The sequence below is a fragment of the Paenirhizobium daejeonense genome (assembly GCF_014280875.1).
GTDB lineage: Bacteria > Pseudomonadota > Alphaproteobacteria > Rhizobiales > Rhizobiaceae > Allorhizobium > Allorhizobium daejeonense.
The window spans coordinates 71,210-91,370 of sequence record NZ_JACLAL010000010.1 but is presented as its reverse complement, the minus strand read 5'-3'; the positions used below and the strand labels follow the sequence as shown (position 1 = coordinate 91,370).

Sequence of the window (20,161 nt, the reverse complement as noted above, 5' to 3'; positions counted from 1 at the left end):
CCTCATTGTCCGACGAACAGGATGGCGGCGATGGCGACGGAGGCGAGCACCGCCGAGATGGTGCCGCCGCGCTGAAGCACGCCCATCCTGTGCAGGGTGATAGCAAAGCCGACGATAACAGGTGTCACCACGGCAAGTCCGATCTGTGCGTCCGTCATGAGCAAAATCTCCTTCGATGCTGCAGCCTATGCCCGCCAACCGCACGCTTCTTTGTGTTTGCTCAAAGAGACCGGCGATGTCGCCGGCTAGAAGAGGCCATGAACGCAAGTGCTAGATTACAGAACATGACCGTCTCGACTGTTGCCGAAGAGGAAGGTGATACACTTCTCCTCTGGATACTCGTGTGGAGCGAACTCATTGCTTTCGGCATCCTTCTTGCCGGTTTCCTCGTGATGTCCCTGCTGGAACCGGAGCGTTTCGCGCTGGCGCGGCACTATCTCAATCCCGGCCTTGCGGCGCTCAATACGCTCATTCTTCTCTCGAGCGGATGGCAGGCGGCGCTCGCCGCTCGCAGGACCGCGCCCCCGGTGGAAGTCAGGCGTTCGCTGGTTATCGCAGCGTTCCTTGGCTTCGCCTTCATGGCGGTCAAGCTGGCCGAATATGCCGGTGAGGTCGGGCATGCAGGGGAAGAGGCGCTCAGTGGCTTTTTCGAGATCTATTTCCTCATCACGGGCTTCCATCTGCTGCATGTCGTCTTCGGATCGGTCATCCTCCTTATCGTCGCGTGGCGGCCGGCACGGCAGAACGTACTGATGATCACCACGCTCTGGCATGTGATCGATCTCGTATGGATCGTCATGTTCCCCATTCTCTATCTGGCCTGATGCGATGACCGATGCTTCCAAAGGAAAACTGTTCGGTACTTTCTCGACTCTGATGGTGTTTGCTTCCGGCGGGGCCGCGCTCGCCGCTCTGAGCGGCGGTCTTCTGGTACCGGTCGCTGCCGTCCTGCTGATCGCCGTGGCCAAGACGCGTCTCGTCATTCTGGATTTCATGGGGCTCCGCACCCAGGGGGGCGGCATGCGCCTGGCGCTCCTTTCATGGCCGGTTCTTTTCCTCCTCGCGGCGTTCGCGCGGTCGGCTGCGCTCGCCTTCTTCGTCGGTGCCTGAGCGGATCGCTCGCTTGTTTGCAGAAGCGCAAAGAAGGCTTTCTCCCTGCCGTTAGAAAGGGAGCGTCCCGCAGCCTGCGCGTCCTGATCATCGCGCGGGTTGCGGGAGGGGATTTCAACAGGCCGGCGGATTCTGACCGCGGGCGAAAGAAAGGACCAGGGGATGGCAGAGCGCCTGACCAAGACGGGGGCCCGCAATGTCTTTTACGGCGGGTCCATCTTCTTCTTCACAATCTTCGTGGGGCTTACGGCCCACAGTCACTACTACATGCGCACCACGTCCACGGACGAGACGACGCTGACCGACAGCGTCGCCCGGGGCAAGCATGTCTGGGAGAAGAACTCCTGCATCAATTGTCACACCCTGCTTGGTGAAGGCGCCTATTTCGCGCCGGAACTCGGCAATGTCTGGAAGCGCTGGGGCGGTGACAGCGATCCCGAAGGCGCGCGCGAGACGCTGAAATCATGGATGGCGGCCCAGCCCTCCGGCATTGAGGGACGGCGGCAGATGCCGCAGTTCAACCTGACGGAACAGGAACTCAACGATCTTTCCGATTTCCTCGAATGGACGAGCCGGATCAAGACGCAGAACTGGCCGCCGAACGACGCCGGCTGAGCAACGTCGATCCAAGGAGAACCTACTCATGAAGTACCAGACACAGAAGGTCGCGATGCTGTATTTCTACGGCGCGCTCGGCCTGTTCCTCGCCCAGGTCCTGTTCGGCGTACTCGCCGGCACGATCTATGTCCTGCCCAATACGCTTTCCGAGCTGCTGCCCTTCAACATCGTCCGAATGATCCATACCAATGCGTTGATCGTCTGGTTGCTGATGGGCTTCATGGGCGCCACCTATTATCTCCTGCCGGAAGAGGCCGAGACGGAGCTTTACAGCCTCAAGATCGCCATCGCGCAGTTCTGGCTCTTCCTGGTCGCGGCGGCGATCGCCGTGGTCGGCTACCTCTTCCATATCCACGAGGGGCGCGAATTCCTCGAACAGCCCTTCGCGATCAAGGTCGGCATCGTCATCGTCTGCCTTATGTTCCTGTTCAACATCACGCTGACGGTGCTTAAAGGTCGCAAGACGGTCGTCACCAACATCCTGATCTTCGGTCTCTGGGGTGTGGCGATCTTCTTCCTCTTCGCCTTCTATAATCCGGCGAACCTTGCGCTCGACAAGATGTACTGGTGGTACGTCGTCCATCTGTGGGTCGAGGGCGTGTGGGAACTGATCATGGCATCGGTGCTCGCCTTCCTGATGATCAAGCTCAACGGTATCGACCGCGAAGTGGTCGAGAAGTGGCTCTATGTCATCGTCGGTCTGGCGCTGTTCTCAGGCATTCTCGGTACGGGACATCATTACTACTGGATCGGCGCACCGGGTTACTGGCAGTGGATCGGTTCACTGTTCTCGACGCTCGAAGTCGCTCCGTTCTTCACCATGGTCATCTTCACCTTCGTGATGACCTGGAAGGCCGGCCGCAAGCATCCGAACCGGGCGGCGTTGCTCTGGTCCATCGGCTGCTCGGTCATGGCTTTCTTCGGCGCTGGCGTCTGGGGCTTCCTGCACACCCTGTCGTCGGTCAACTACTACACCCACGGCACGCAGGTCACGGCGGCCCATGGTCACCTCGCCTTCTTCGGCGCCTATGTGATGCTGAATCTCGCCGTCATGGCCTATGCGGTTCCCGAGATCCGCGGACGGCGGCCCTATAACCAGTGGCTTTCCATCGCAAGCTTCTGGGCCATGTGCACGGCGATGTCGGTCATGACCTTCGCGCTCACCTTCGCGGGCGTGCTGCAGGTGCATCTGCAGCGAGTTCTCGGCGAAAGCTACATGGCCGTACAGGACCAGCTCGCCCTGTTCTACTGGATACGCCTCGGCTCTGGCGTCGTCGTGCTTGTCTCGGCACTGATGTTCATCTGGTCGATCCTGGTGCCGGGCAAGGAGCGCAAGCCCGCCTTCGGCGGCGTCGCGGAGCCTGCGGAATAACGAAGAGGGATTGTCTCCCCCAAACGGAGGGAGGCAATCCCGAGACGGCAGGCGTGGGGGCGAAAGGATAGCCTCCAAAATAAACCCGAAAGGGAACCCCACGCCTGTTGTCTCGATCACATCGAACGTCGTTGCCCGAAAGGAAAACACCCCATGAACCTGATGCTCACCAATCCGCCTTCGCCCGATATCCCGGCCTATTCTCCGGCCGGCAACGAATGCGCGCTTTTCGAGACCGCCTGGACGCGCCAGCTGCCGCTGCTGCTCAAGGGGCCGACCGGATGCGGCAAGACCCGTTTCGTCAGCCACATGGCAGCCCGGCTCGGCCTGCCGCTTTCGACGGTTTCCTGCCATGACGATCTCGCCGCTGCCGACCTCACCGGCCGCTACCTGCTCAAGGGCGGCGACACGATATGGGTGGACGGACCGCTGACACGCGCGGTGCGCGAGGGCGGGATCTGCTATCTGGACGAGGTGGTGGAAGCCCGCAAGGACGTGGCCGTCGTGCTTCATCCTCTCACCGACGACCGTCGCATCCTGCCGCTCGAACGCACCGGCGAACAGCTCGAAGCGCCGCCCGGCTTCATGCTCGTCGTTTCCTACAATCCCGGCTACCAGAACCTCCTGAAGACGCTGAAGCCCTCCACCCGCCAGCGTTTCGTCGCCATCGAATTCGATTTTCTTCCGAAGGATCGCGAGATTGAGGTCGTGTCCTCCGAAAGCGGACTTGGCACGACTGAGGTCGCGCCGTTGGTCGAACTGGCGCGGCGGTTGAGGGTGCTCAAGGGCCACGACATCGAAGAGGGCGTGTCTACCCGTCTCCTCGTTTATTGCGCCAGCCTGATTGATGCCGGCCTCTCGCCGCGCGATGCCGTTCGCTCGACCATGATCGAACCGCTGACGGACGAGCCGGATGTGCGGGCCGCGCTGATCGAGCTCTCGCAGGCGGTTATCCGCTAGGAGACGAGCGATGCTGGACTTCCTCGAGCTTGAAGAAACCGTGGGGCGTGCCTGGCACAACATTGCCGGCAATACGCGGACATGGCCGCGCTATCCGCAGGCTGCCATATCGCTGGAGGAGATCCAGCCGATGCTGGCGGTCTGCTTTCGCGGGTTCGGCGGCGAGCGCACGGTGCAGGTGGCGCCGGCCCGCGGACGAACCTCCGGTCATCGGCTGAAGTTTCGCCAGCGTCTGGGGCTCGGTGAGGAAAAGCTGGTACAGCCCGGCCGCGACCACGCCACGCTCATGCTTCCCCCGGTGATCGATCTGATGCCGGAGGCCGATCTGAACCGCGATCTCTATGTCTGGCTGGCTGCGATGATGGCGGTGATGCCGCTGGAACCGGTGCCGGACGCCGATCCCCTGCGGCGGGATCTCGCGGTGCTGGAGCAGGCGCGGGTAACAGTGGAAGATGTCATAGCAGCCTTTCCCGGCATGGCGGATCGCTATGCCCGTCTTTGCCTCGCGCTCCTTGCCGAACGCCAGCGGGGCAAGCTGCCGCGCGTCGAGCAGATGGTAGAGGAACGCATCGTCGATCTCCTACGCAAGGGTGCGGGCCTCGGTGCGCTGCATCCGCCGGCGATCCTGCCGGCGAAGGCGCCGCCCGGATACCTGCCGATGCTGCCGGTGCCGCTCTGGCCGGATGCGTTGCTGCGTGAAGAAAGTGCCCCCCGCGAGGTGGAGGATCGGCCGGCTGCGGGCGGCGACAGGCAGGCTATGGCAGCGGGCCGCCACATAGCGACGCGAGAGAAGACTGACGGTCGTGATAAGGATCGCAGCCCGTTCATTCTCAACCGGTTCGAGAAGATCCTGGCGATGGCGGAAATGGTCAACGTCGACCGCCCCGGCGACGACAGCGACGATCACGATGCAGCGGCGGCGGAAGAGCTCGACGACATGACGCTCGGCGAACGGAAGGGACGGCCATCCGCCCGTTTCCGCTTCGATCTCGATCTGCCGCCCGAGGCGCTGGACCGCACGCCATTGACGGCCGAGCTTTCCTATCCGGAATGGGACTACAGGCAGGGCGTCTATCTCAGGGATTATTGCCGGGTGCTTGCAACACCCGCGCCGGAGGAGGGTGCTTCTCTGGAGACGGATGCGGCGATGAAGGGTCTGATGCGCCGGGTGCGGCGGCAGTTCGAAGTGCTGCGCCCGAAACACGAGATGCTTCGTGCCCAGCTCGATGGCGTCGATCTCGACCTCGATGCCGTCGTGCGCAGCCGCAGCGATCTTGCAGCCGGTGGCGAGGGCAGCGACCGCATCCATCTGATGAGCCGGCCGCAAGCCCATGATCTCGCCGTGACGCTGCTTGTCGACGTTTCCCTTTCCACGGATGCATGGTTCGACGACCGTCGCGTGCTCGATGTGGAGAAGGAGGCTCTGCTGGTGCTGGCCAATGGACTTGCCGCCTGTGGCGACAATCATTCGATCCTGACTTTCACCTCCCGACGCAGGTCATGGGTTCGCGTCGAAACCGTGAAGGACTTCGGCGAGAAGATGGGACCGGCAATCGAGCGGCGCATCGGTGCGCTGAAGCCCGGTTATTACACCCGGATCGGCGCGGCGATCCGTCATGCATCTGCCGGTCTCGCGAAGCAGCCGAACCGGCGGCAGCTTTTGCTGGTGCTGACGGATGGCAAGCCGAATGACGTCGATCACTACGAGGGCCGTTTTGCGCTGGAGGACAGCCGCCGTGCGGTGATGGAAGCCCGACGCAAGGGCATCCGGGTTTTCGGCGTGACGGTCGACCGCGATGCCAAATCCTATGTGCCGGCGATCTTCGGCCAGCATGGTTATGCGATCGTCTCCAACATCGCGAAATTGCCGGCAGCCCTGCCGGCGATCTATCGCAGCCTTGCGGGTTAGGCGGTCCGCGAGGCGCGGAAAAGGCCCGGCATCGGGGTGTTGCCGGGCCTTTTCTCATTCAGGGGTCTTTGACGTGCACGGGTTTCAGGCGGCTCTGGAATGGGTGCGGCCGGCTTCGCCGAGATAGGCGTCGAAGCTTGCGGCGACCACGCGGATCACGAAACGATAGTTGCTGCTTACGCTGATGACGCCATTCCTGATTTCGATGACGCCGTCATTGGCCAATCTATCGAGCATCGTATTGCCCTCGGTCAACAAGATGGTGTCGAAGCCGTGGCAGCGGGTGAGACTGTCGAGATCAACCTCGAAATCGCACATCAGGCGTTCGATTACGTCGGCGCGAAGCCGATCCTCCCTCGTCAGCCGGTAACCCTTAGAGGTGGCAAGCTGTCCCGAGGCAATCCGCTGCGCATACTGGCCGATGGCGACTTCGTTCTGCATGTAACCTTCAGCAGTCCTGCCGATGGCAGATGCGCCGAAGCCAATGAGCGTACGGCAGGCGTCGGTGGTGTAGCCCTGGAAATTGCGATGCAGACGCCCGTTTTCGGCGGTGAGACTGAGTTCGTCCTCGGGACGTGCGAAATGATCGAGACCGATGCGCCGATAGCCGGCCGCAACAAGCGTTTCGGCGATGGCTTCCGCCTGGGCGTGACGCTCGGCGGTACCGGGAAGGGCCTCTTCGTCGATCAGTCGCTGATGTTTCTTGAATGAGGGAATATGGGCGTACCCAAAGACCGCGAAACGATCGGGTCGCATGGCAATCGCCGTTCGGGTGGTTTCGATGCAGGAGGCGACGGTCTGGTGGGGCAGGCCGTAGATCAGGTCGAAATTGATGCTGTCGATACCGGATCCGCGAAGCCGATCCGTAGCCCAAGCCGTCTGTTCCGCGGTCTGTATGCGGTTGATAGCCTTCTGCACGACCGGGTCGAAGCTCTGGACGCCAAGGCTTGCGCGGGTGACGCCGGCTTTGGCGAGCGCTCCGATCATGTCGCCGGTCAAGGTGCGCGGATCGATCTCGACGGCGATGTCGACGCCGGGCATCACGTCGAGCCTTTTTTGCATGAAGGCGGATAGGTCCAGGAATTCCTCGGGTTTCATGATCGTGGGCGTGCCGCCGCCGAAATGGATGTTGCGGACCTTCAGCGGCTTACCGGCCGTTTTCGCGACAATGGAAATCTCGCGCTTGAGCACGTCGAGATAGTCGAGGATCGGCTCGTCCTTGAGGGTGATGGAGGTATGACAGCCGCAATACCAGCACATCGACCGGCAGAACGGGATGTGAAGATAGAGCGATACTGGCTCGCCCGCCGGGATCTGGGTGAGCCAGTCGCTATAGGTGCCGGCGCCGATGGAGGGGGAAAAACGCGGCGCGGTTGGATAGCTGGTGTAGCGGGGCAGGCGGGCTTCGCCGTATTTTTCGACGATATCAAGGGACATGGGGCGGCACTCCGTTCGAAACTGCCAGGAGCCTAGATCGCGGTCCGCTTTTGCTCTTTGCCAAATCCCAAGCAACGGAGCGAAAGCTGGATGATGTTCTCGATATTATTTGCGCAGCGACAAGTTCTCATTGCTCCCTTGGGGCTAGGTTTCGCTCGCAGGCCGGAGCCCGGGCCTCACAAAGACGACTTCGGGCCGATGAAGGACAAGAACGACCCATGAACCAGACCACGCAAGAAAAGCCCTTGATCGATGTTCGCACCGTGCCGCCGGCCGAGAGGCATCCCCGCATCTTCGGCATGCTCAATGCACTGCTTCCCGGTGGGGCCATGCTGATCACGAGCGATCACGATCCGCGACCGCTGCACTATCAGCTCGAGATGCATTTCTCCGGCATGTTCGGCTGGGAATATCTCGAGCAGGGTCCGGACGTCTGGCGCGTCGAAATCGAGAGGCTGCAGAACAGCGGCTGCGACTGCTGCTGCGGCGCGGATCATTGAGACGCGTAGTTTCTCGCTGAGTGAGGTGATCGATATGCCGGGAGCAAGCCTTTCCCGCTGGACCATGAGCTATTTCGCCGCCGCCTGTCTTCTCCTGCTTGCGGGAGAGGGCTTGCTGGCCGTGGGTTATGGCAATCCGGTTGCCGGCATTTCCGGCGGCGATGTGCTGGCCGTCGTTCATCTGATTACCGCCGGATGGCTTGGTCTCCTGATGTCGGGAGCCCTGCTGCAGTTCGTGCCGGTGCTCGCGGCAAAGCCGCTGCGGGCTGGGAGGCTGGCGCTTCCGGCCCTCGTTGCGATCCTTGCCGGCGAAGTCGGGCTGGTGTCCGGCTTCGCCCTTATTGCCTCGGGCATGGCGGTGTCGGAGCATCTTCTGGCCTGTGGAGCCGTGCTGTTGGCGGTAGGTTATCTCGGCGTTGCCGTCATGGTGGCGCGCACATTTCTCGATGCCCGGCCCCTGCCGCTGGCGGGGCGTTTCGTGGCGCTCGGTATCGTCGGCCTGATCGGCACGCTGTGTCTCGGCGTCTTCATGGCGTTCGGACTGTCGGGATTGCTGCCGGGGGAACTTCTGGCGCTCGTGAGCGATATCTTGCCTTTGCACGTGATTTTCGGGCTTGGCGGCTGGCTGACGCTCTCGGCGCTCGGCGTGAGCTACAAGCTGTTGCCGATGTTCCTGCTTGCGAGCGAGCCTTCCGGCCGCCGGCCCAATACGGTTCTGCTAGGCGGCGCTTCCGTCCTTGTGCTTCTCGTCTTGTTGGTGCTGTTGACAGTGTTCGATGTCAGCGGCGTGTTTGCCGCCCTGTTGCTCGGGATCGTTACGGGCATCGGCCTCCTTCTTTACGGTCTCGATCTCTCGGCGGTCCTGAAGGCTCGACGGCGCCGGGAGATGGAGTTGAACAGCATTGGGAGCCTTGCGGCTTTCCTCTGGCTTTTCATCGCATTCGTCTGGCTTGCCACAGCCTTTCTCCTTGACCGGCTTGAAGAGCAGGTGCCGGCCATCGTCTATCTTGCCGGCTTCGGCTGGCTGACCGGTCTCGGTCTCGCCCAGCTCTACAAGATCGTGCCGTTTCTCACCTGGCTTGAATGCTATGGCCCGGTGCTGGGACGCGTTCCTACGCCGCGGGTTCAGGATATCGTGCGCGAGCAGCGTGCCCGACTGTGGTTTCTGGCCTTTCATGCGGGCGTGACGACCGCCACGCTTGCCCTCGTGATTGGTCACCCCTTCCTTTTTCGCGTGGGCGTTGTTCTGCAGTTCGGAGCAACTCTTGCGCTGGTCCTTGAATTCTTGCGCGCAAGACGTCTTGCAGATGTCGATGCCGACTTGCGCTTGCCGAAAGGCACCATCCGCCCCTATCTCTTTCTGCCATCCCCCGACCTCAGGAGGTAATGATGACACGACCATACAAGGAACTCGATGTGCGCCCCATACTGCGCAATGGAGGTGAGCCGTTTCAGGCCATCATGGAGGCTGTGCAATCGCTCGCGCCGGGTGAAGGGCTGCGACTGCTGGCGACGTTCAAGCCTGAGCCGCTGTTTCGCGTGATGGGCAAGCGCGGCTTCGGCCATGAAGTCTCGCAGATCGGCGGAGGTGACTGGCAGGTGCTCTTCACGCCTGAGGCCGGCGGTCCCGCTGACATTTCCGCATCGGCCAGCGGAAACGACGCCGCTGCATGGGCCGAGCCGGTGTTTCATCTCGACCTCACCGATCTTGATCCGCCGGAACCGATGACGCGCATTCTGGCGAGGATCGAACTCATGGATCCCGGCGAGGTTCTTTTTGCCCTTCTTTCACGGGAGCCGGTTTTTCTCATGCCGGAACTGGAGAAGCGCGGGCATCAATGGGTCGGCAATTTCGATGAAGGTGGCTCTGCCTATCGGATGCTGATACGTGTCGGTGAAGCCCGGGAGTAACTGACGTGAGCGACGATGCTGTGAGTGCCCTCGTGGCGCGTATCTATGACGCGCTGAGTGGTATCCTTGATCCCGAAATTGGCGGAAACATCGTCGATCTCGGGCTGATTTATGAAGTCACGGTATACGCCGACGGTGTCGTCGCGATTGCCATGACAACGACCTCACGCGGTTGCCCGGCTGCGGGTTTCCTGAGGGACGCGGTCGAGGCGAGCGTGGTTGGGGTCGACGGGGTAAGCCGGGTGGCTGTCGAGCTGGTTTACGAGCCGCGCTGGACGCCGGACAGGATCCGTGCCTCCGCGCTGAAGGTCGTCAGCCGGCATTGAGCAGAGGCATTACAGGTTCATGAACACGAAAACGTCCGGTCCTCGAACCGGGCGTTTTCGTTTGTCCTGCTGCTGTCAGCGGCGGCGAACGCGGGCGAGCATCGGACCGTATTCTGCGAGGAAGAGGCCGAAGGCGGTTAGCCATGCCAGACCGGCAAGGCTGTAAAGCGTCATGGCCTGGTCAGGCAGAATGTCGGCAAGCGGTCTGAGGATCGCGGCCATGAGGATTGCGGCATAGGAAGCGTTGGTAAGCCATGAGGACGCCAGTTGCCTGCCGGTGTGGCCGCGAGTGGCGCGGGTCATCACCGCCAGCATCATCGCCGTCATCGCCCCGACTGTCATGACATGCATGATCGCGGTATCGCCGAGGCCGATGCGGTCACCGAGCGCGATTGCCGCAAATCCCAGCGGCAGGAAAGCGTAGGCGACATGCAGGATGAAGAGCAGCTTTTCCGGCCACACCGCCAGACCGCGCCAACGCCTCAGCCTTGCTGCATGGGCGATGCCGGCGATCGCGGCAAGTGCAAGCGTTGCCGGCTCATTTGGGCGAAGGCTCCAGCAGGCCAGCGCCAGCGCGCCGATTATAATGACCGCTGTGTCGAAGCGTCCGTAAGATGCCGGAAAACGCGTCTCACCCTTCTGGTTCAGCCAGTTGCGGCTGAAGCTCGGAATGATGCGACCGCCGATGATCATGATGAGGACGAGATAGGCTGAAACCGCCAGTCTCTCGACCATACCGCCGTGCTCTCCGGCCAGCGTGTCCAGATGGAAACCGATATTGGCGAGGGATAGTACTGCCAGAACGCCGAGCACCTTCAGATCCTTCCACTTGCGTCCGGTGATGATTTCCCGGGAGCAAATGAAGAGCAGGACCGGAAGGAAAAGGCTCTCGATGGCGACCGAGGGCACAATGCCGATCAGGTCTGGCCAGAGCATCAGCAGGCGGCCTGCCACCCAGAGCGCGAACAAGCCGGCGAGCGGCAGTCCCGAAACCGGCAGTCGGCCGGTCCAGTTGGGAACTGCGGTCAGAAGAAATCCAGCGACCACGGCAGAGGAAAAGCCGAACAGCATTTCATGGGCATGCCAGTGATGAGCGCCGTAAGAGCCGCCGACTTCGACAGTTCCGGCCAGCGCCGCGATCCAGAGGATCATGGCCGTCATGGCGACGATTGCCGCGCCGAGAAAGAAGGGGCGAAAGCCATAGGAAAACAGGACCGGTCCTGTTTTGGACAGTCCGCGTGGAATTCCGCCCGCCGGGCGGCTCGTCTGTTGGCTGGTGTTCATGGAGCGTCTCCGACTGCTTGATAAACCGCAATCGTTTTAGAAAGAAACTTTTTGCCGCTCTTTGTGCATTCGCAAGCAAATGGCTGCGCGGTTCTTCTTCTGATCTTTGTCATTTCATGACCTGCCAAAATGACGCAGTGAAAACCCCCGTCGAAGAAGTTTGTTCTGGCACAAATTACCTTTTACGATCGGGAGTAGAACTCTTGTCAACGGACGATATCCGCTCCGCTCTACCACAAGGAGACATTCCGATGACTGAGCAGTTTCAGGTAACCCGCCGCACAATCCTGGCCGGCGTGGCCTTTGCCGGCGCCCTGGCGCCGATCATCAATACTTCCGAGGCCCGCGCCGAAGGAGGTGGCATCAAGACCAATGCGGCAGCAACCGCTGCCGACATCGCCAAGCTTCCCCGGGAAAAGGTCGAACTGGTCAAACCTCCGTTCGTCCACGCCCACACGCAGAAGGCCGAAGGCGGTCCGAAGGTCGTCGAATTCACTTTGACGATCAAGGAACAGAAGATGATCCTGGACGATGCGGGCACGGAAGTGCACGCCATGACCTTCAACGGTTCGGTTCCCGGCCCTTTGATGGTGGTGCATGAGGGAGATTATGTCGAGCTGACTTTGATCAACCCGGACACCAATACGCTGCAGCACAACATCGACTTCCATGCTGCAACCGGTGCACTGGGCGGCGGCGCGCTGACGTTGGTCAATCCCGGAGAGCAGACGGTGCTCCGCTTCAAGGCCACCAAGGCCGGCGTCTTCGTCTACCACTGCGCACCTCCCGGAATGGTTCCGTGGCACGTTACCTCGGGCATGAACGGCGCGATCATGGTGCTGCCGCGTGACGGCCTGAAGGATGCCAAGGGCAACGACCTGACCTATGACAAGATCTACTATGTCGGCGAACAGGACTTCTACGTTCCCAAGGACGAGAACGGCAACTTCAAGAAATACGAGAGCGCCGGCGATGCCTATGCCGATACGCTGGAGGTCATGCGGTCGCTCACTCCGAGCCACATCGTCTTCAACGGTGCGGTTGGCGCGCTCACGGGCCAGAACGCCATGAAGGCAGAGGTCGGCGACCGGGTCCTGATTGTCCATTCGCAGGCCAACCGCGATACCCGTCCGCACCTGATCGGCGGGCACGGCGATTATGTCTGGGCTAACGGCAAATTCCACAACGCGCCTGACACCGACCAGGAAACCTGGTTCATCCCCGGAGGTGCCGCAGGCGCTGCCTACTACACCTTCCATCAGCCGGGCATATATGCTTACGTTAACCACAACCTGATCGAGGCTTTCGAGCTTGGCGCCGCCGCCCACTTCACTGTCACCGGTGAATGGAACGACGACCTGATGACCTCGGTGCTGGCGCCGAGCGCAAGCTGAATGACAAAGGATCCGCGTCTGCCACAAGCGGGCGCGGATCCGCCACGTCCATCGCGGCCTTGGGGAGGTCGTCATGCTTTCCGTTCATGCAAATCGTTCCGTTTCCGCCCTGTCGCTGATGCTGCCGGGGGTGCTGCTGCTTGGCCTTGCGGGGGCGCTTGCCCTGCGCACCGGTATCGTGCCTCAGCCCGGCGTGGTTTCGGTGGCATCGCCGGAGACCGTTCTCATCGAGCCGCGGGCCTTCAGTTACCGGCAGGCGGGCGAGTTCTTCAAAGCAGGATTTGCCGTCGATGCCCCGATGCTGGAACGGGAAGCCGCCCAGGCTTTAACGATCACCAGATACCAGATTTCTACCGCCGAATATGACCGTTGTGTCGCGGACGGAGCATGTCCGGCGCGGGAATCGAAGATGCCCTCTTCTTCCGACATGCCCGCGACCGGCGTCAGCTATGACGATGCGACCGGCTATGCGGTCTGGCTCAGCCAGCACAGCGATGCAGTGTGGTCGTTGCCGAGCGACGAGCAGCTTGCTTTCGCTGCAGGCTCGAAATTTCCAGACGATGCGCTTGGCGTCGATCCCGACAGCAAGAACCCTGCGCTCAGATGGCTGGCCGACTATCAGCGTGAAGCCGCCCGCAAGGCATCGCGGGAGCCCGCTCCGCAACCCTTCGGATATTTCGGCGAGAACGAATATGGACTTGCTGATTTCGCCGGTAATGTCTGGGAATGGACGACCACTTGCAACCGCCGCGTCAACCTCGGGGCCTCGGGCGAGGTCATCGACAGCGTCGAAAGCTGCGGCATCTATATCGCCACCGGCAAGCATCGTGCGCCGCTCAGCGCCTTCGTGCGTGAGCCGAAGGGTGGCGGATGCTCTGTGGGTACACCCCCCGATAATGTCGGCTTCCGTCTTGTGCGGGACGAACGCTGGATTGCGCGCCTCTTTTTTACCTTCCGCCAGGCAAGGCTCTAGTCTAAAGGAATCGATGATGTTGCATTTGCGGATACAGGGCGTGCGCACGCGCGCACCCTGTTCGTAACGTTCGATGCCGGAGGAAAGGGTTGCGGGAGTGAAGATTGACCGGACCGTCGTGAAGACGCTCCCGTTGTTCGATCGCATGAGCGACGAAGAGCTGGACAGGCTGCTCTCATACGCGACTTCGCGTCGTGTGCCGCAGGGCGAAGCCGTGTTCGAACAGGGACAGCCGGCAATCAGTTTCTTCCTTCTCCTCCATGGACGTCTCAAGGTCACTCAGGTGACGGAGGACGGGCAGCAGATCATCGTGCGTGTCGTCCATCCCGGAGATCTCTTCGGTTTTGCCAAGGCGCTGCAGCGGACGGATTATCCCGGTACCGCGATTGCCGCGGCCGAGAGCGTGACGCTGTGCTGGCCGACCGATCTCTGGCCGAATTTCGTCGAGCATAATCCCCGCCTCGCTGTCAGCGCCATGCAGACCATCGGCCAGCGGTTGGAGGAGGCTCATACCCGCATTCGGGAGATGTCGACCCAGGAAGTGGAGCGTCGCGTCGCCCATGCGGTGCTGCGTCTGGCGCGCAAGGCCGGGCGAAAGGAAGCAGGCGGCATCCGCATCGACTTCCCGATTTCCCGGCAGGACATTGCCGAAATGACCGGTACCACGCTGCACACCGTCTCGCGCATTCTCAGCGCCTGGGAGTCGCGCGGCTTCGTCGAGGGCGGGCGCCAGAAGTTGCTGGTGATCGATCTTGAAGGCCTTGCCGAACTGGCGGACGGCGCTCGAGATTAATTTCCATCAGTATTGAACACGCCGGCTTCGCCGCTTCGCACAAATTGCGCTTTGCTATTTGTGCAATGACAAAGAAGGTGCGGGCTCACGGGCGTATCTCCTTGTTCAACAGGCCCGAGGGGCCTCTTTCAAGGAGCAAGACAATGACCATGATGATGAAGCGTCTCGTTGCCGCCGCCGCGATCCTCGCCGCTTTTGCCGGCACTGCCGCTGCCGCAGATTACGAAGTTCATATGTTGAACAAGGGCAAGGACGGTGCGATGGTCTTCGAACCGGCAGGCATAAAGATCGCAGCAGGCGATACTGTGACCTTCATTCCGACCGACAAGGGCCATAATGCCGAGAGCATCAAGGGCATGATCCCGAATGGTGCCGCCGAGTTCAAGGGCAAGATGAGCGAGACGATCAAGGTGACCTTCGACGTGCCCGGCGTCTACGGTGTCAAGTGCGCACCGCATGTGGGCATGGGTATGGTCGGCGTGGTCGTCGTCAACGATCCGAGCGCTAACCTTGATGCCTTCAAGACCGTCAAGCTGCCGAAGAAGGCCCAGGAGCGCATCGACGCAGCGCTTGCCAGCGTGCAGTAACGTCTTTCCCAATTGTCTCCCGGGACATCTCAGAGCCGCTTCTGCATAAGGAGCGGCTTTTGGTTTGTAAGGACTGGGCTCAACGAATTCGAATGTTCATGACGGAGAAGCGCGTCAGGATGCGATTGCCCAACCCAGCACCGAGGCTGCGCCCCAGATCAGCCCGCCGGACGTGCCGAGCGCGATCGCGGCAAGCACGATGCCTAACAGTGTGGCAAGGCCGTCCTTTTCCATGAGGCCCATGGCTATCACCACGAGTGCGCCGACCGGCAGGAAATTGCCGAAGGGAATGGGCAAGGCGATGGCCACGGCGAGAAGAAAGACCGGAACGCCGAGCAGCGTCTGTGCCCTGTGGCCGGTGAGCGCCCGCAACCGGCCGCGCTGCAGCAGGGCCTCGACCCGGCGGACGAGGGGCGCGGTATGGCGGACAACGAGCGTCACGACGGATGCCGAGAGCCTCCGGTCAGCGAGCGCGTGCGGCAGCCAGATGCGCCTGTAACCGGCGATGATCTGCAGGGAAACGATGGCAAGGCAGGTGCCGAAGAACATGCCAAACGGGCCGGGGATCGGGGTCAGTGCCGGCAGGGAGAGGATGAGGATTGCAAACGCGATGCTGGTCCTGCCCATGGCGTCCAGCAATTCCCCGAGCGAAAGCGTGCCTGCGCGGGTGGCGGTTTCGGCCAGGGCCTCGAGCTTGGCGGAGGTAATGCCGGCGCGTTGCTCTTCGGTTTCGCTCTTCACTCGGATCCTCTTGTCTGTTGGAAGCGATTCTTCCGTCACCCTTGGTCCGGGCCGGCCGGACTGATGTAGGAACGCGGATCGACGGGGCAAGGTTCGGCACAAAAACGCCCACATTGTTTCAAGCCGGGGCTAAGTATTTCATCTATCGATATGAAAAGAGCCGGCGTGAAGGCTGGCTCTTCCGTTTCTGCCGTCGGTTTCCGAGGTCAGATATTTTCGGCGATCGCTTCGCGGTCACGCTGGAGTTCCTCTGCCCGTTCCTTGCGGTTGTAGCGGATGGAGGACCAGAGCGAGATGCCGATCAGGGCGGCGCCGCCAAGGCCGGTGATGACCTCGGGGATGTGCACCAGCGTCTGGCAGTACATGATCACCGAGAGGATCAGGATGGCGTAGAAGGCTCCGTGTTCCAGATAGCGGTATTCCGCGAGCGTTCCCTTGTCGACCAGCATGATGGTCATCGAACGAACGTACATGGCGCCGATGCCGAGGCCGATGGCGATGACGAACAGGTTCTGGCTGAGCGCGAAGGCGCCGATGACGCCGTCGAAGGAGAAGCTGGCATCGAGCACTTCAAGATAGATGAAGGCGCCGAGGCCGCCTTTGGCCGCCGCCGACATGGTCTTCTGCGACTGGTCGAGCAGGCCGCCCAGAACTTCCACCGCAAGGAAGGTCAGAAGGCCGTAGATCGCGGAATGTACGAAGGTATTGGCTTCCTCGCCTTCCAGCAGGTTGGAGAACAGGAGAATGAGGAGCAGCACGAAGGCGATCTCGATACCCTTGATCGAAGCTGAGCGCGCCATGTGCTTCTCAAGGAAGACGATCCAGTGGACTTCTTTTTCGTGGTCGAAGAAGTAGGTGAGGCCCACCATCATCAGGAAAGTACCGCCGAAGGCGGCAATGGGCAGGTGCGCATCGTTCATGATGCGCGCGTATTCAGCCGGTTCGCGCGCCGCAAGGAAGAGCGCCTCGATCGGGCCAATGCCGGCGGCGATGACCACGATCAGCAGCGGAAAGACGATACGCATCCCGAATACCGCGATGACGATACCCCAGGTCAGGAAGCGATGCTGCCAGACGGGTGTCATGTCCTTGAGCTTGTTGGCGTTGACGATGGCGTTATCGAAGGAAAGCGAGATTTCCAGAACGGCAAGCACCGTGCAAATGAAGAAGACGGTCGCCATGCCGCCAAGCGTGCCGGTGGTCTGCCATCCGAGCCATGCACCGAGCAGAAGGCCTACGCCGGTGACGATGAAAGCCCATGTGAAATAGGAGAGGGACGATTGTCCGGTCGAAGGCTTGCTCATTGGCGTGCCTCCGAAAGGTCAGTTGTGAAAAGATACGCGAAATCGGCGTGCACGGCGTCGCATGCACGCGGGAGAGGCATGATCTGAATAATCATGTTTTTGAATCCGCCGGCTCATCTTGCTGGCGGTACCGACATCACGAGAGCGCCGTAAACTCTCGCCAGAGGGGCCCGGCACCAGAAGTTTGGTCCGCAACGCAAGGCACGAGGCGTTGCGCGACAAGCCGGTTTTATCTCAGCGTGACCATACGTCAAGCCTTGAATCTGCCAGCCCGCTGCTCAGGTAAGGTTGTGCGTACAAGATTTCCAGTGGTGGGCTGATTTTTGTCGGAAACAGTCAGTCACCGGCTTCTATCGAGAATTCCGGGCTGCCCGCCAGCGTGTTGCTGACAGTGCAGATTTCCTCGGCGGCGTGGATGATCTTGAGGCGAGTTTCGGCATCAACATCGCCTGTAATGGTGATGCGGACATCGAAGCGCGTTACCCGTGAGGGGCCTTCATGGGCCTTTTCGCCCTTCACTTCGGCGGTGATGTTGGTGACCTTGTCCATGACATGCATCTGGGTCGCGGCGATGCGGGCGCTCATGGCGAGACAGGCGGCAAGCGATGCATAAAGCAGGTCGACGGGATTGAAGCCCGGCTGGCTGGGGCCGGTCACGATATCCAGTTCGCCTCCGGTGGCCGATACGACATGAGGGAAGCCGCGATGGCCGAGCGTTGCCGTTGCGCCAGTCTGTCTCGTTTTCAGTTCCGTCATGGCCTCGATCCCTCTTCCTGTCCGTCATGGCTTACGCTTGTCGCGGCCAAGGGGCAAGACGTCCGCGGTCCCGGCAATATCAGCACTGTTTTCAGGAGCGAACGAAAAAGCCCACGGTTGCCGCGCGGCCAGCGGCGTCGATGACGGTCAGCGTCGAATAGCCGATGCCTTCGGGTGTCCATTCCGTCGTGCGCCGGCGCGTCGGTTCCGACAGCGGTTTGCCATTGGCAAGCCAGCGGAAGGGTGCGCGCCCGGACTGCAGTTTGAGGGCAAGGGGCAGTGGCGCGCCGTCAGGTCCCACCCCGAGTTCGATCTGCGCGCCTTCCGGCGGATAGACGATCTGCGGTGGCTTTTCGCGTGTCGAGGCAGACAGGAGGCCGCTCGGATCGAGCGAGAACCGGCGCTGGCTGATCGGCAGTTCCGACTGGGCGATGCGGTTTGCGCCGCGTGGGGCGGAGGGAAGCGGTGTGCCTGAAAGCCCCGATTTCGAAAAACCTTCGAACAGCAGGGGAGCCGCCGTCGCGTAACCGGAAATACCGGGAACCGCCGCATTATCGGGACGGCCGATCCAGACGCCGAGGACATAACGACCGTCGAAGCCCACAGACCAGGCGTCACGGTAGCCGTAACTGGTGCCTGTCTTGTAGGCGATGCCGATGGTGGGGCTGCCGGAAGGAGGCAGAACGCCCGAGAGGATGTCCGCGACATTCCACGCGGCGACGGGTTCGAACAGGGCAGCGGTGTTTTCGATCTCACCGGGCTGGTCATTGATGCCGTCACCCAGCCGAACCGGCGTCGTGCGATTGGCGAGGCCGGCATAGAGCTGGACGAGTTCCTTGAGTGTCAGGCCGGCTCCTCCGAGAGCAATAGCAAGTCCCGGCGCTTCGGCAGTCGGCAGGCGCGGACGCACCTCGGCGCGACGCAGCCTTACCATCAGCTTCGAAGGGCCGAGCGCATCGAGTAGCCGCACCGCTGGTACGTTCAGGGAGAGTTGCAGGGCCTGGCGGATGCTGACATCACCCTGATAGCTCATGTCGAAATTCTTTGGCCGATAACCGAAGAAATCCGCAGGGCGATCCTCGACGATGGTCTCCTGCGCGACCAGCCCTTCCTCGAAGGCCAGCCCGTAGATGAATGGCTTCAGTGTCGAACCGGGCGAGCGGCTGACGCGGGTCATGTCGATCCAGCCGGAGCGGGAGGCATCGAAATAATCGGCGGCGCCGATCTCGGCGACGATTTCCCCGGTCTCCGCATCAGCCATCAGCATGGCGAGCGACACCTTTGGATCGAGACGCTGCGAGGTTGTCCGCGCAACGGTTTCCAGCCGCTGCTGTACATCCCGGCGAAGGGTCGTTCGATATGTCGTTTCAGCCGGCGCCTTGCGTCTTGCGGCTTCCGCCAGATGGGCGGCGAGTGCTGGCAGTTGCAGACGTTTTTCAGGAAGGGGAGCGATTTCGGCGCGGGCAATCTCACCGGGTTCCAGCACGCCGGCGGTGTCCATGCGTTGCAGGACACGCTTGCGGGCTGCCTCGGCGTTTTCCCTGTAGCGGTCGGGGCGGCGTCGCTCCGGCAGCTGCGGCAGCGCGACCAGCAGGGCGGCTTCCGCTGTCGAAAGGCGTTTCGGCTCCTTGCCGAAATAGGCAAGGCTTGCCGCCCGCACGCCTTCGAGATTGCCGCCATAGGGCGCGTGGGTGAGGTAGAGGTCGAGGATCTCCGATTTTTCCAGCCGCCGTTCGATCTGCAGGGCGCGGGCAATCTGGATGAGCTTGGCGGTCAGCGACCGTTCGCGGCGCGGTTCGATCAGGCGGGCGACCTGCATGCTGAGCGTCGAGCCGCCCGAAACGATGCGGCCATTGGTCAGCAATTGCCAGCCGGCGCGGCCGAACGCCATGAGGTCGATGCCGGAATGCTCGTAGAACCGCCGATCCTCATAGGCGACCAGCATTTTCATGAATTGCGGATCTACATCGGCAGCCGTCGTCTTCAGGCGCCACAGCCCGTCCTTCGTCGCGAAGGCGCGCAGCAATTGCCCATCGGCATCCAGCACTTCTGCCGAGACCGTGGCGGCCTCCGGCAATGGCGGCGGGAAGGCGCGATCGGCTGCGTCGAGGGCAAAGAGCGCCACGGTTGCTGCAACAGCAGCACCTGCAAGGCTCCAACCCGCGACGCGCAGCTTTCCCATCACC

Annotated in this window: 21 protein-coding genes; 14 read left to right on the top strand and 7 right to left on the bottom strand. The window is 61.6% G+C overall.

The genetic code is table 11. The features are described from left to right. Positions 1-2: 2 nt before the first annotated feature. A complete protein-coding gene (locus H4I99_RS21220) occupies positions 3-158 on the bottom strand; it encodes a hypothetical protein (RefSeq protein WP_164490835.1) in 156 nt (51 codons plus the stop codon). 99 nt (positions 159-257) lie between these two features. On the opposite strand from H4I99_RS21220, the gene H4I99_RS21215 reads away from it, so the two are divergent. The 6 genes from H4I99_RS21215 to H4I99_RS21190 all read left to right on the top strand — a co-directional run bounded on the left by H4I99_RS21215 (position 258) and on the right by H4I99_RS21190 (position 5,969). Further along, complete coding sequence (locus H4I99_RS21215) at positions 258-824, top strand: cytochrome c oxidase subunit 3 (protein WP_163901675.1); 567 nt, start codon at positions 258-260, stop codon at positions 822-824. A gap of 4 nt (positions 825-828) precedes the next feature. Continuing rightward, positions 829-1,110 (top strand): cytochrome C oxidase subunit IV family protein, encoded by a 282-nt coding sequence (locus H4I99_RS21210; protein ID WP_163901674.1) that lies wholly within the window; start codon positions 829-831, stop codon positions 1,108-1,110. A 162-nt stretch (positions 1,111-1,272) separates the two neighbouring features. After that, positions 1,273-1,725 carry a c-type cytochrome gene (locus tag H4I99_RS21205; RefSeq protein ID WP_163901673.1) on the top strand — a complete coding sequence of 151 codons (453 nt, stop codon included), beginning with the start codon at positions 1,273-1,275 and terminating at the stop codon, positions 1,723-1,725. A 28-nt stretch (positions 1,726-1,753) separates the two neighbouring features. Then, positions 1,754-3,100: a nitric-oxide reductase large subunit gene (locus H4I99_RS21200; RefSeq protein WP_163901672.1), complete on the top strand. Its 1,347-nt coding sequence runs from the start codon at positions 1,754-1,756 to the stop codon at positions 3,098-3,100. A 153-nt stretch (positions 3,101-3,253) separates the two neighbouring features. Then, positions 3,254-4,060, top strand: coding sequence for a CbbQ/NirQ/NorQ/GpvN family protein (locus H4I99_RS21195; protein WP_163901671.1), 807 nt, complete (start codon positions 3,254-3,256; stop codon positions 4,058-4,060). A gap of 10 nt (positions 4,061-4,070) precedes the next feature. Then, complete coding sequence (locus H4I99_RS21190) at positions 4,071-5,969, top strand: nitric oxide reductase activation protein NorD (protein ID WP_163901670.1); 1,899 nt, start codon at positions 4,071-4,073, stop codon at positions 5,967-5,969. A gap of 84 nt (positions 5,970-6,053) precedes the next feature. On the opposite strand, the gene hemN is transcribed toward H4I99_RS21190, so the two are convergent. Continuing rightward, positions 6,054-7,406, bottom strand: coding sequence for an oxygen-independent coproporphyrinogen III oxidase (hemN, locus tag H4I99_RS21185; protein ID WP_163901669.1), 1,353 nt, complete (start codon positions 7,404-7,406; stop codon positions 6,054-6,056). Positions 7,407-7,624: 218 nt separating this feature from the next. On the opposite strand from hemN, the gene H4I99_RS21180 reads away from it, so the two are divergent. The 4 genes from H4I99_RS21180 to H4I99_RS21165 are packed head-to-tail and all read left to right on the top strand — an operon-like array spanning position 7,625 to position 10,143. Beyond that, entirely contained in the window at positions 7,625-7,906 is a 282-nt protein-coding gene (locus H4I99_RS21180; RefSeq protein ID WP_163901668.1) for a DUF2249 domain-containing protein, read from the top strand. Positions 7,907-7,940: 34 nt separating this feature from the next. Then, on the top strand, positions 7,941-9,293 hold the full coding sequence (locus H4I99_RS21175) for a hypothetical protein (RefSeq protein WP_163901667.1): 1,353 nt from the start codon (positions 7,941-7,943) through the stop codon (positions 9,291-9,293). Between the two features lie 2 nt (positions 9,294-9,295). Next, the gene (locus tag H4I99_RS21170; RefSeq protein ID WP_163905904.1) at positions 9,296-9,817 is read left to right on the top strand and encodes a DUF2249 domain-containing protein; all 522 of its coding nucleotides are present in this window, start codon (positions 9,296-9,298) and stop codon (positions 9,815-9,817) included. A gap of 5 nt (positions 9,818-9,822) precedes the next feature. Continuing rightward, the gene (locus H4I99_RS21165; protein ID WP_163901666.1) at positions 9,823-10,143 is read left to right on the top strand and encodes a metal-sulfur cluster assembly factor; all 321 of its coding nucleotides are present in this window, start codon (positions 9,823-9,825) and stop codon (positions 10,141-10,143) included. Positions 10,144-10,218: 75 nt separating this feature from the next. Here H4I99_RS21165 and H4I99_RS21160 read toward each other — a convergent pair whose 3' ends face one another. Beyond that, positions 10,219-11,427: an NnrS family protein gene (locus tag H4I99_RS21160; RefSeq protein WP_163901664.1), complete on the bottom strand. Its 1,209-nt coding sequence runs from the start codon at positions 11,425-11,427 to the stop codon at positions 10,219-10,221. A gap of 251 nt (positions 11,428-11,678) precedes the next feature. Between H4I99_RS21160 and nirK the strand changes: the two genes are divergently transcribed. The 4 genes from nirK (at position 11,679) to H4I99_RS21140 (ending at position 15,174) form a co-directional block, all read left to right on the top strand. Continuing rightward, the gene (gene nirK / locus H4I99_RS21155) at positions 11,679-12,821 is read left to right on the top strand and encodes a copper-containing nitrite reductase (RefSeq protein ID WP_163901662.1); all 1,143 of its coding nucleotides are present in this window, start codon (positions 11,679-11,681) and stop codon (positions 12,819-12,821) included. A gap of 73 nt (positions 12,822-12,894) precedes the next feature. Next, positions 12,895-13,794, top strand: coding sequence for an SUMF1/EgtB/PvdO family nonheme iron enzyme (locus tag H4I99_RS21150; RefSeq protein WP_164490836.1), 900 nt, complete (start codon positions 12,895-12,897; stop codon positions 13,792-13,794). Between the two features lie 97 nt (positions 13,795-13,891). Next, positions 13,892-14,587 (top strand): Crp/Fnr family transcriptional regulator, encoded by a 696-nt coding sequence (locus H4I99_RS21145; RefSeq protein WP_163901660.1) that lies wholly within the window; start codon positions 13,892-13,894, stop codon positions 14,585-14,587. A 149-nt stretch (positions 14,588-14,736) separates the two neighbouring features. Next, a complete protein-coding gene (locus tag H4I99_RS21140; RefSeq protein WP_425314401.1) occupies positions 14,737-15,174 on the top strand; it encodes a pseudoazurin in 438 nt (145 codons plus the stop codon). A 114-nt stretch (positions 15,175-15,288) separates the two neighbouring features. Here H4I99_RS21140 and H4I99_RS21135 read toward each other — a convergent pair whose 3' ends face one another. From H4I99_RS21135 to pbpC, 4 genes are all read right to left on the bottom strand, one after another. Next, positions 15,289-15,915, bottom strand: a complete 627-nt coding sequence (locus H4I99_RS21135) for an exopolysaccharide biosynthesis protein (RefSeq protein WP_246225630.1) — start codon at positions 15,913-15,915, stop codon at positions 15,289-15,291. Positions 15,916-16,121: 206 nt separating this feature from the next. Next, positions 16,122-17,219, bottom strand: coding sequence for a DUF475 domain-containing protein (locus tag H4I99_RS21130; protein ID WP_163901654.1), 1,098 nt, complete (start codon positions 17,217-17,219; stop codon positions 16,122-16,124). A 336-nt stretch (positions 17,220-17,555) separates the two neighbouring features. Further along, the gene (locus H4I99_RS21125) at positions 17,556-17,975 is read right to left on the bottom strand and encodes an OsmC family protein (protein WP_163901652.1); all 420 of its coding nucleotides are present in this window, start codon (positions 17,973-17,975) and stop codon (positions 17,556-17,558) included. A gap of 91 nt (positions 17,976-18,066) precedes the next feature. After that, a complete protein-coding gene (gene pbpC, locus H4I99_RS21120; RefSeq protein WP_163901650.1) occupies positions 18,067-20,157 on the bottom strand; it encodes a penicillin-binding protein 1C in 2,091 nt (696 codons plus the stop codon). Positions 20,158-20,161: the final 4 nt, after the last annotated feature.

Excerpts from the sequence above, each read along its gene's own strand:
- H4I99_RS21150 (WP_164490836.1), top strand. The coding sequence starts at position 12,895 with ATGCTTTCCGTTCATGCAAATCGTTCCGTTTCCGCCCTGTCGCTGATG.
- H4I99_RS21125 (WP_163901652.1), bottom strand. The coding sequence starts at position 17,975 with ATGACGGAACTGAAAACGAGACAGACTGGCGCAACGGCAACGCTCGGC.
- H4I99_RS21190 (WP_163901670.1), top strand. The coding sequence starts at position 4,071 with ATGCTGGACTTCCTCGAGCTTGAAGAAACCGTGGGGCGTGCCTGGCAC.
- H4I99_RS21170 (WP_163905904.1), top strand. The coding sequence starts at position 9,296 with ATGACACGACCATACAAGGAACTCGATGTGCGCCCCATACTGCGCAAT.
- H4I99_RS21195 (WP_163901671.1), top strand. The coding sequence starts at position 3,254 with ATGAACCTGATGCTCACCAATCCGCCTTCGCCCGATATCCCGGCCTAT.
- H4I99_RS21205 (WP_163901673.1), top strand. The coding sequence starts at position 1,273 with ATGGCAGAGCGCCTGACCAAGACGGGGGCCCGCAATGTCTTTTACGGC.
- H4I99_RS21200 (WP_163901672.1), top strand. The coding sequence starts at position 1,754 with ATGAAGTACCAGACACAGAAGGTCGCGATGCTGTATTTCTACGGCGCG.
- H4I99_RS21175 (WP_163901667.1), top strand. The coding sequence starts at position 7,941 with ATGCCGGGAGCAAGCCTTTCCCGCTGGACCATGAGCTATTTCGCCGCC.
- nirK (WP_163901662.1), top strand. The coding sequence starts at position 11,679 with ATGACTGAGCAGTTTCAGGTAACCCGCCGCACAATCCTGGCCGGCGTG.
- H4I99_RS21215 (WP_163901675.1), top strand. The coding sequence starts at position 258 with ATGAACGCAAGTGCTAGATTACAGAACATGACCGTCTCGACTGTTGCC.
- H4I99_RS21210 (WP_163901674.1), top strand. The coding sequence starts at position 829 with ATGACCGATGCTTCCAAAGGAAAACTGTTCGGTACTTTCTCGACTCTG.
- H4I99_RS21180 (WP_163901668.1), top strand. The coding sequence starts at position 7,625 with ATGAACCAGACCACGCAAGAAAAGCCCTTGATCGATGTTCGCACCGTG.
- pbpC (WP_163901650.1), bottom strand. The coding sequence starts at position 20,157 with ATGGGAAAGCTGCGCGTCGCGGGTTGGAGCCTTGCAGGTGCTGCTGTT.
- hemN (WP_163901669.1), bottom strand. The coding sequence starts at position 7,406 with ATGTCCCTTGATATCGTCGAAAAATACGGCGAAGCCCGCCTGCCCCGC.
- H4I99_RS21220 (WP_164490835.1), bottom strand. The coding sequence starts at position 158 with ATGACGGACGCACAGATCGGACTTGCCGTGGTGACACCTGTTATCGTC.
- H4I99_RS21140 (WP_425314401.1), top strand. The coding sequence starts at position 14,737 with ATGATGATGAAGCGTCTCGTTGCCGCCGCCGCGATCCTCGCCGCTTTT.
- H4I99_RS21160 (WP_163901664.1), bottom strand. The coding sequence starts at position 11,427 with ATGAACACCAGCCAACAGACGAGCCGCCCGGCGGGCGGAATTCCACGC.
- H4I99_RS21130 (WP_163901654.1), bottom strand. The coding sequence starts at position 17,219 with ATGAGCAAGCCTTCGACCGGACAATCGTCCCTCTCCTATTTCACATGG.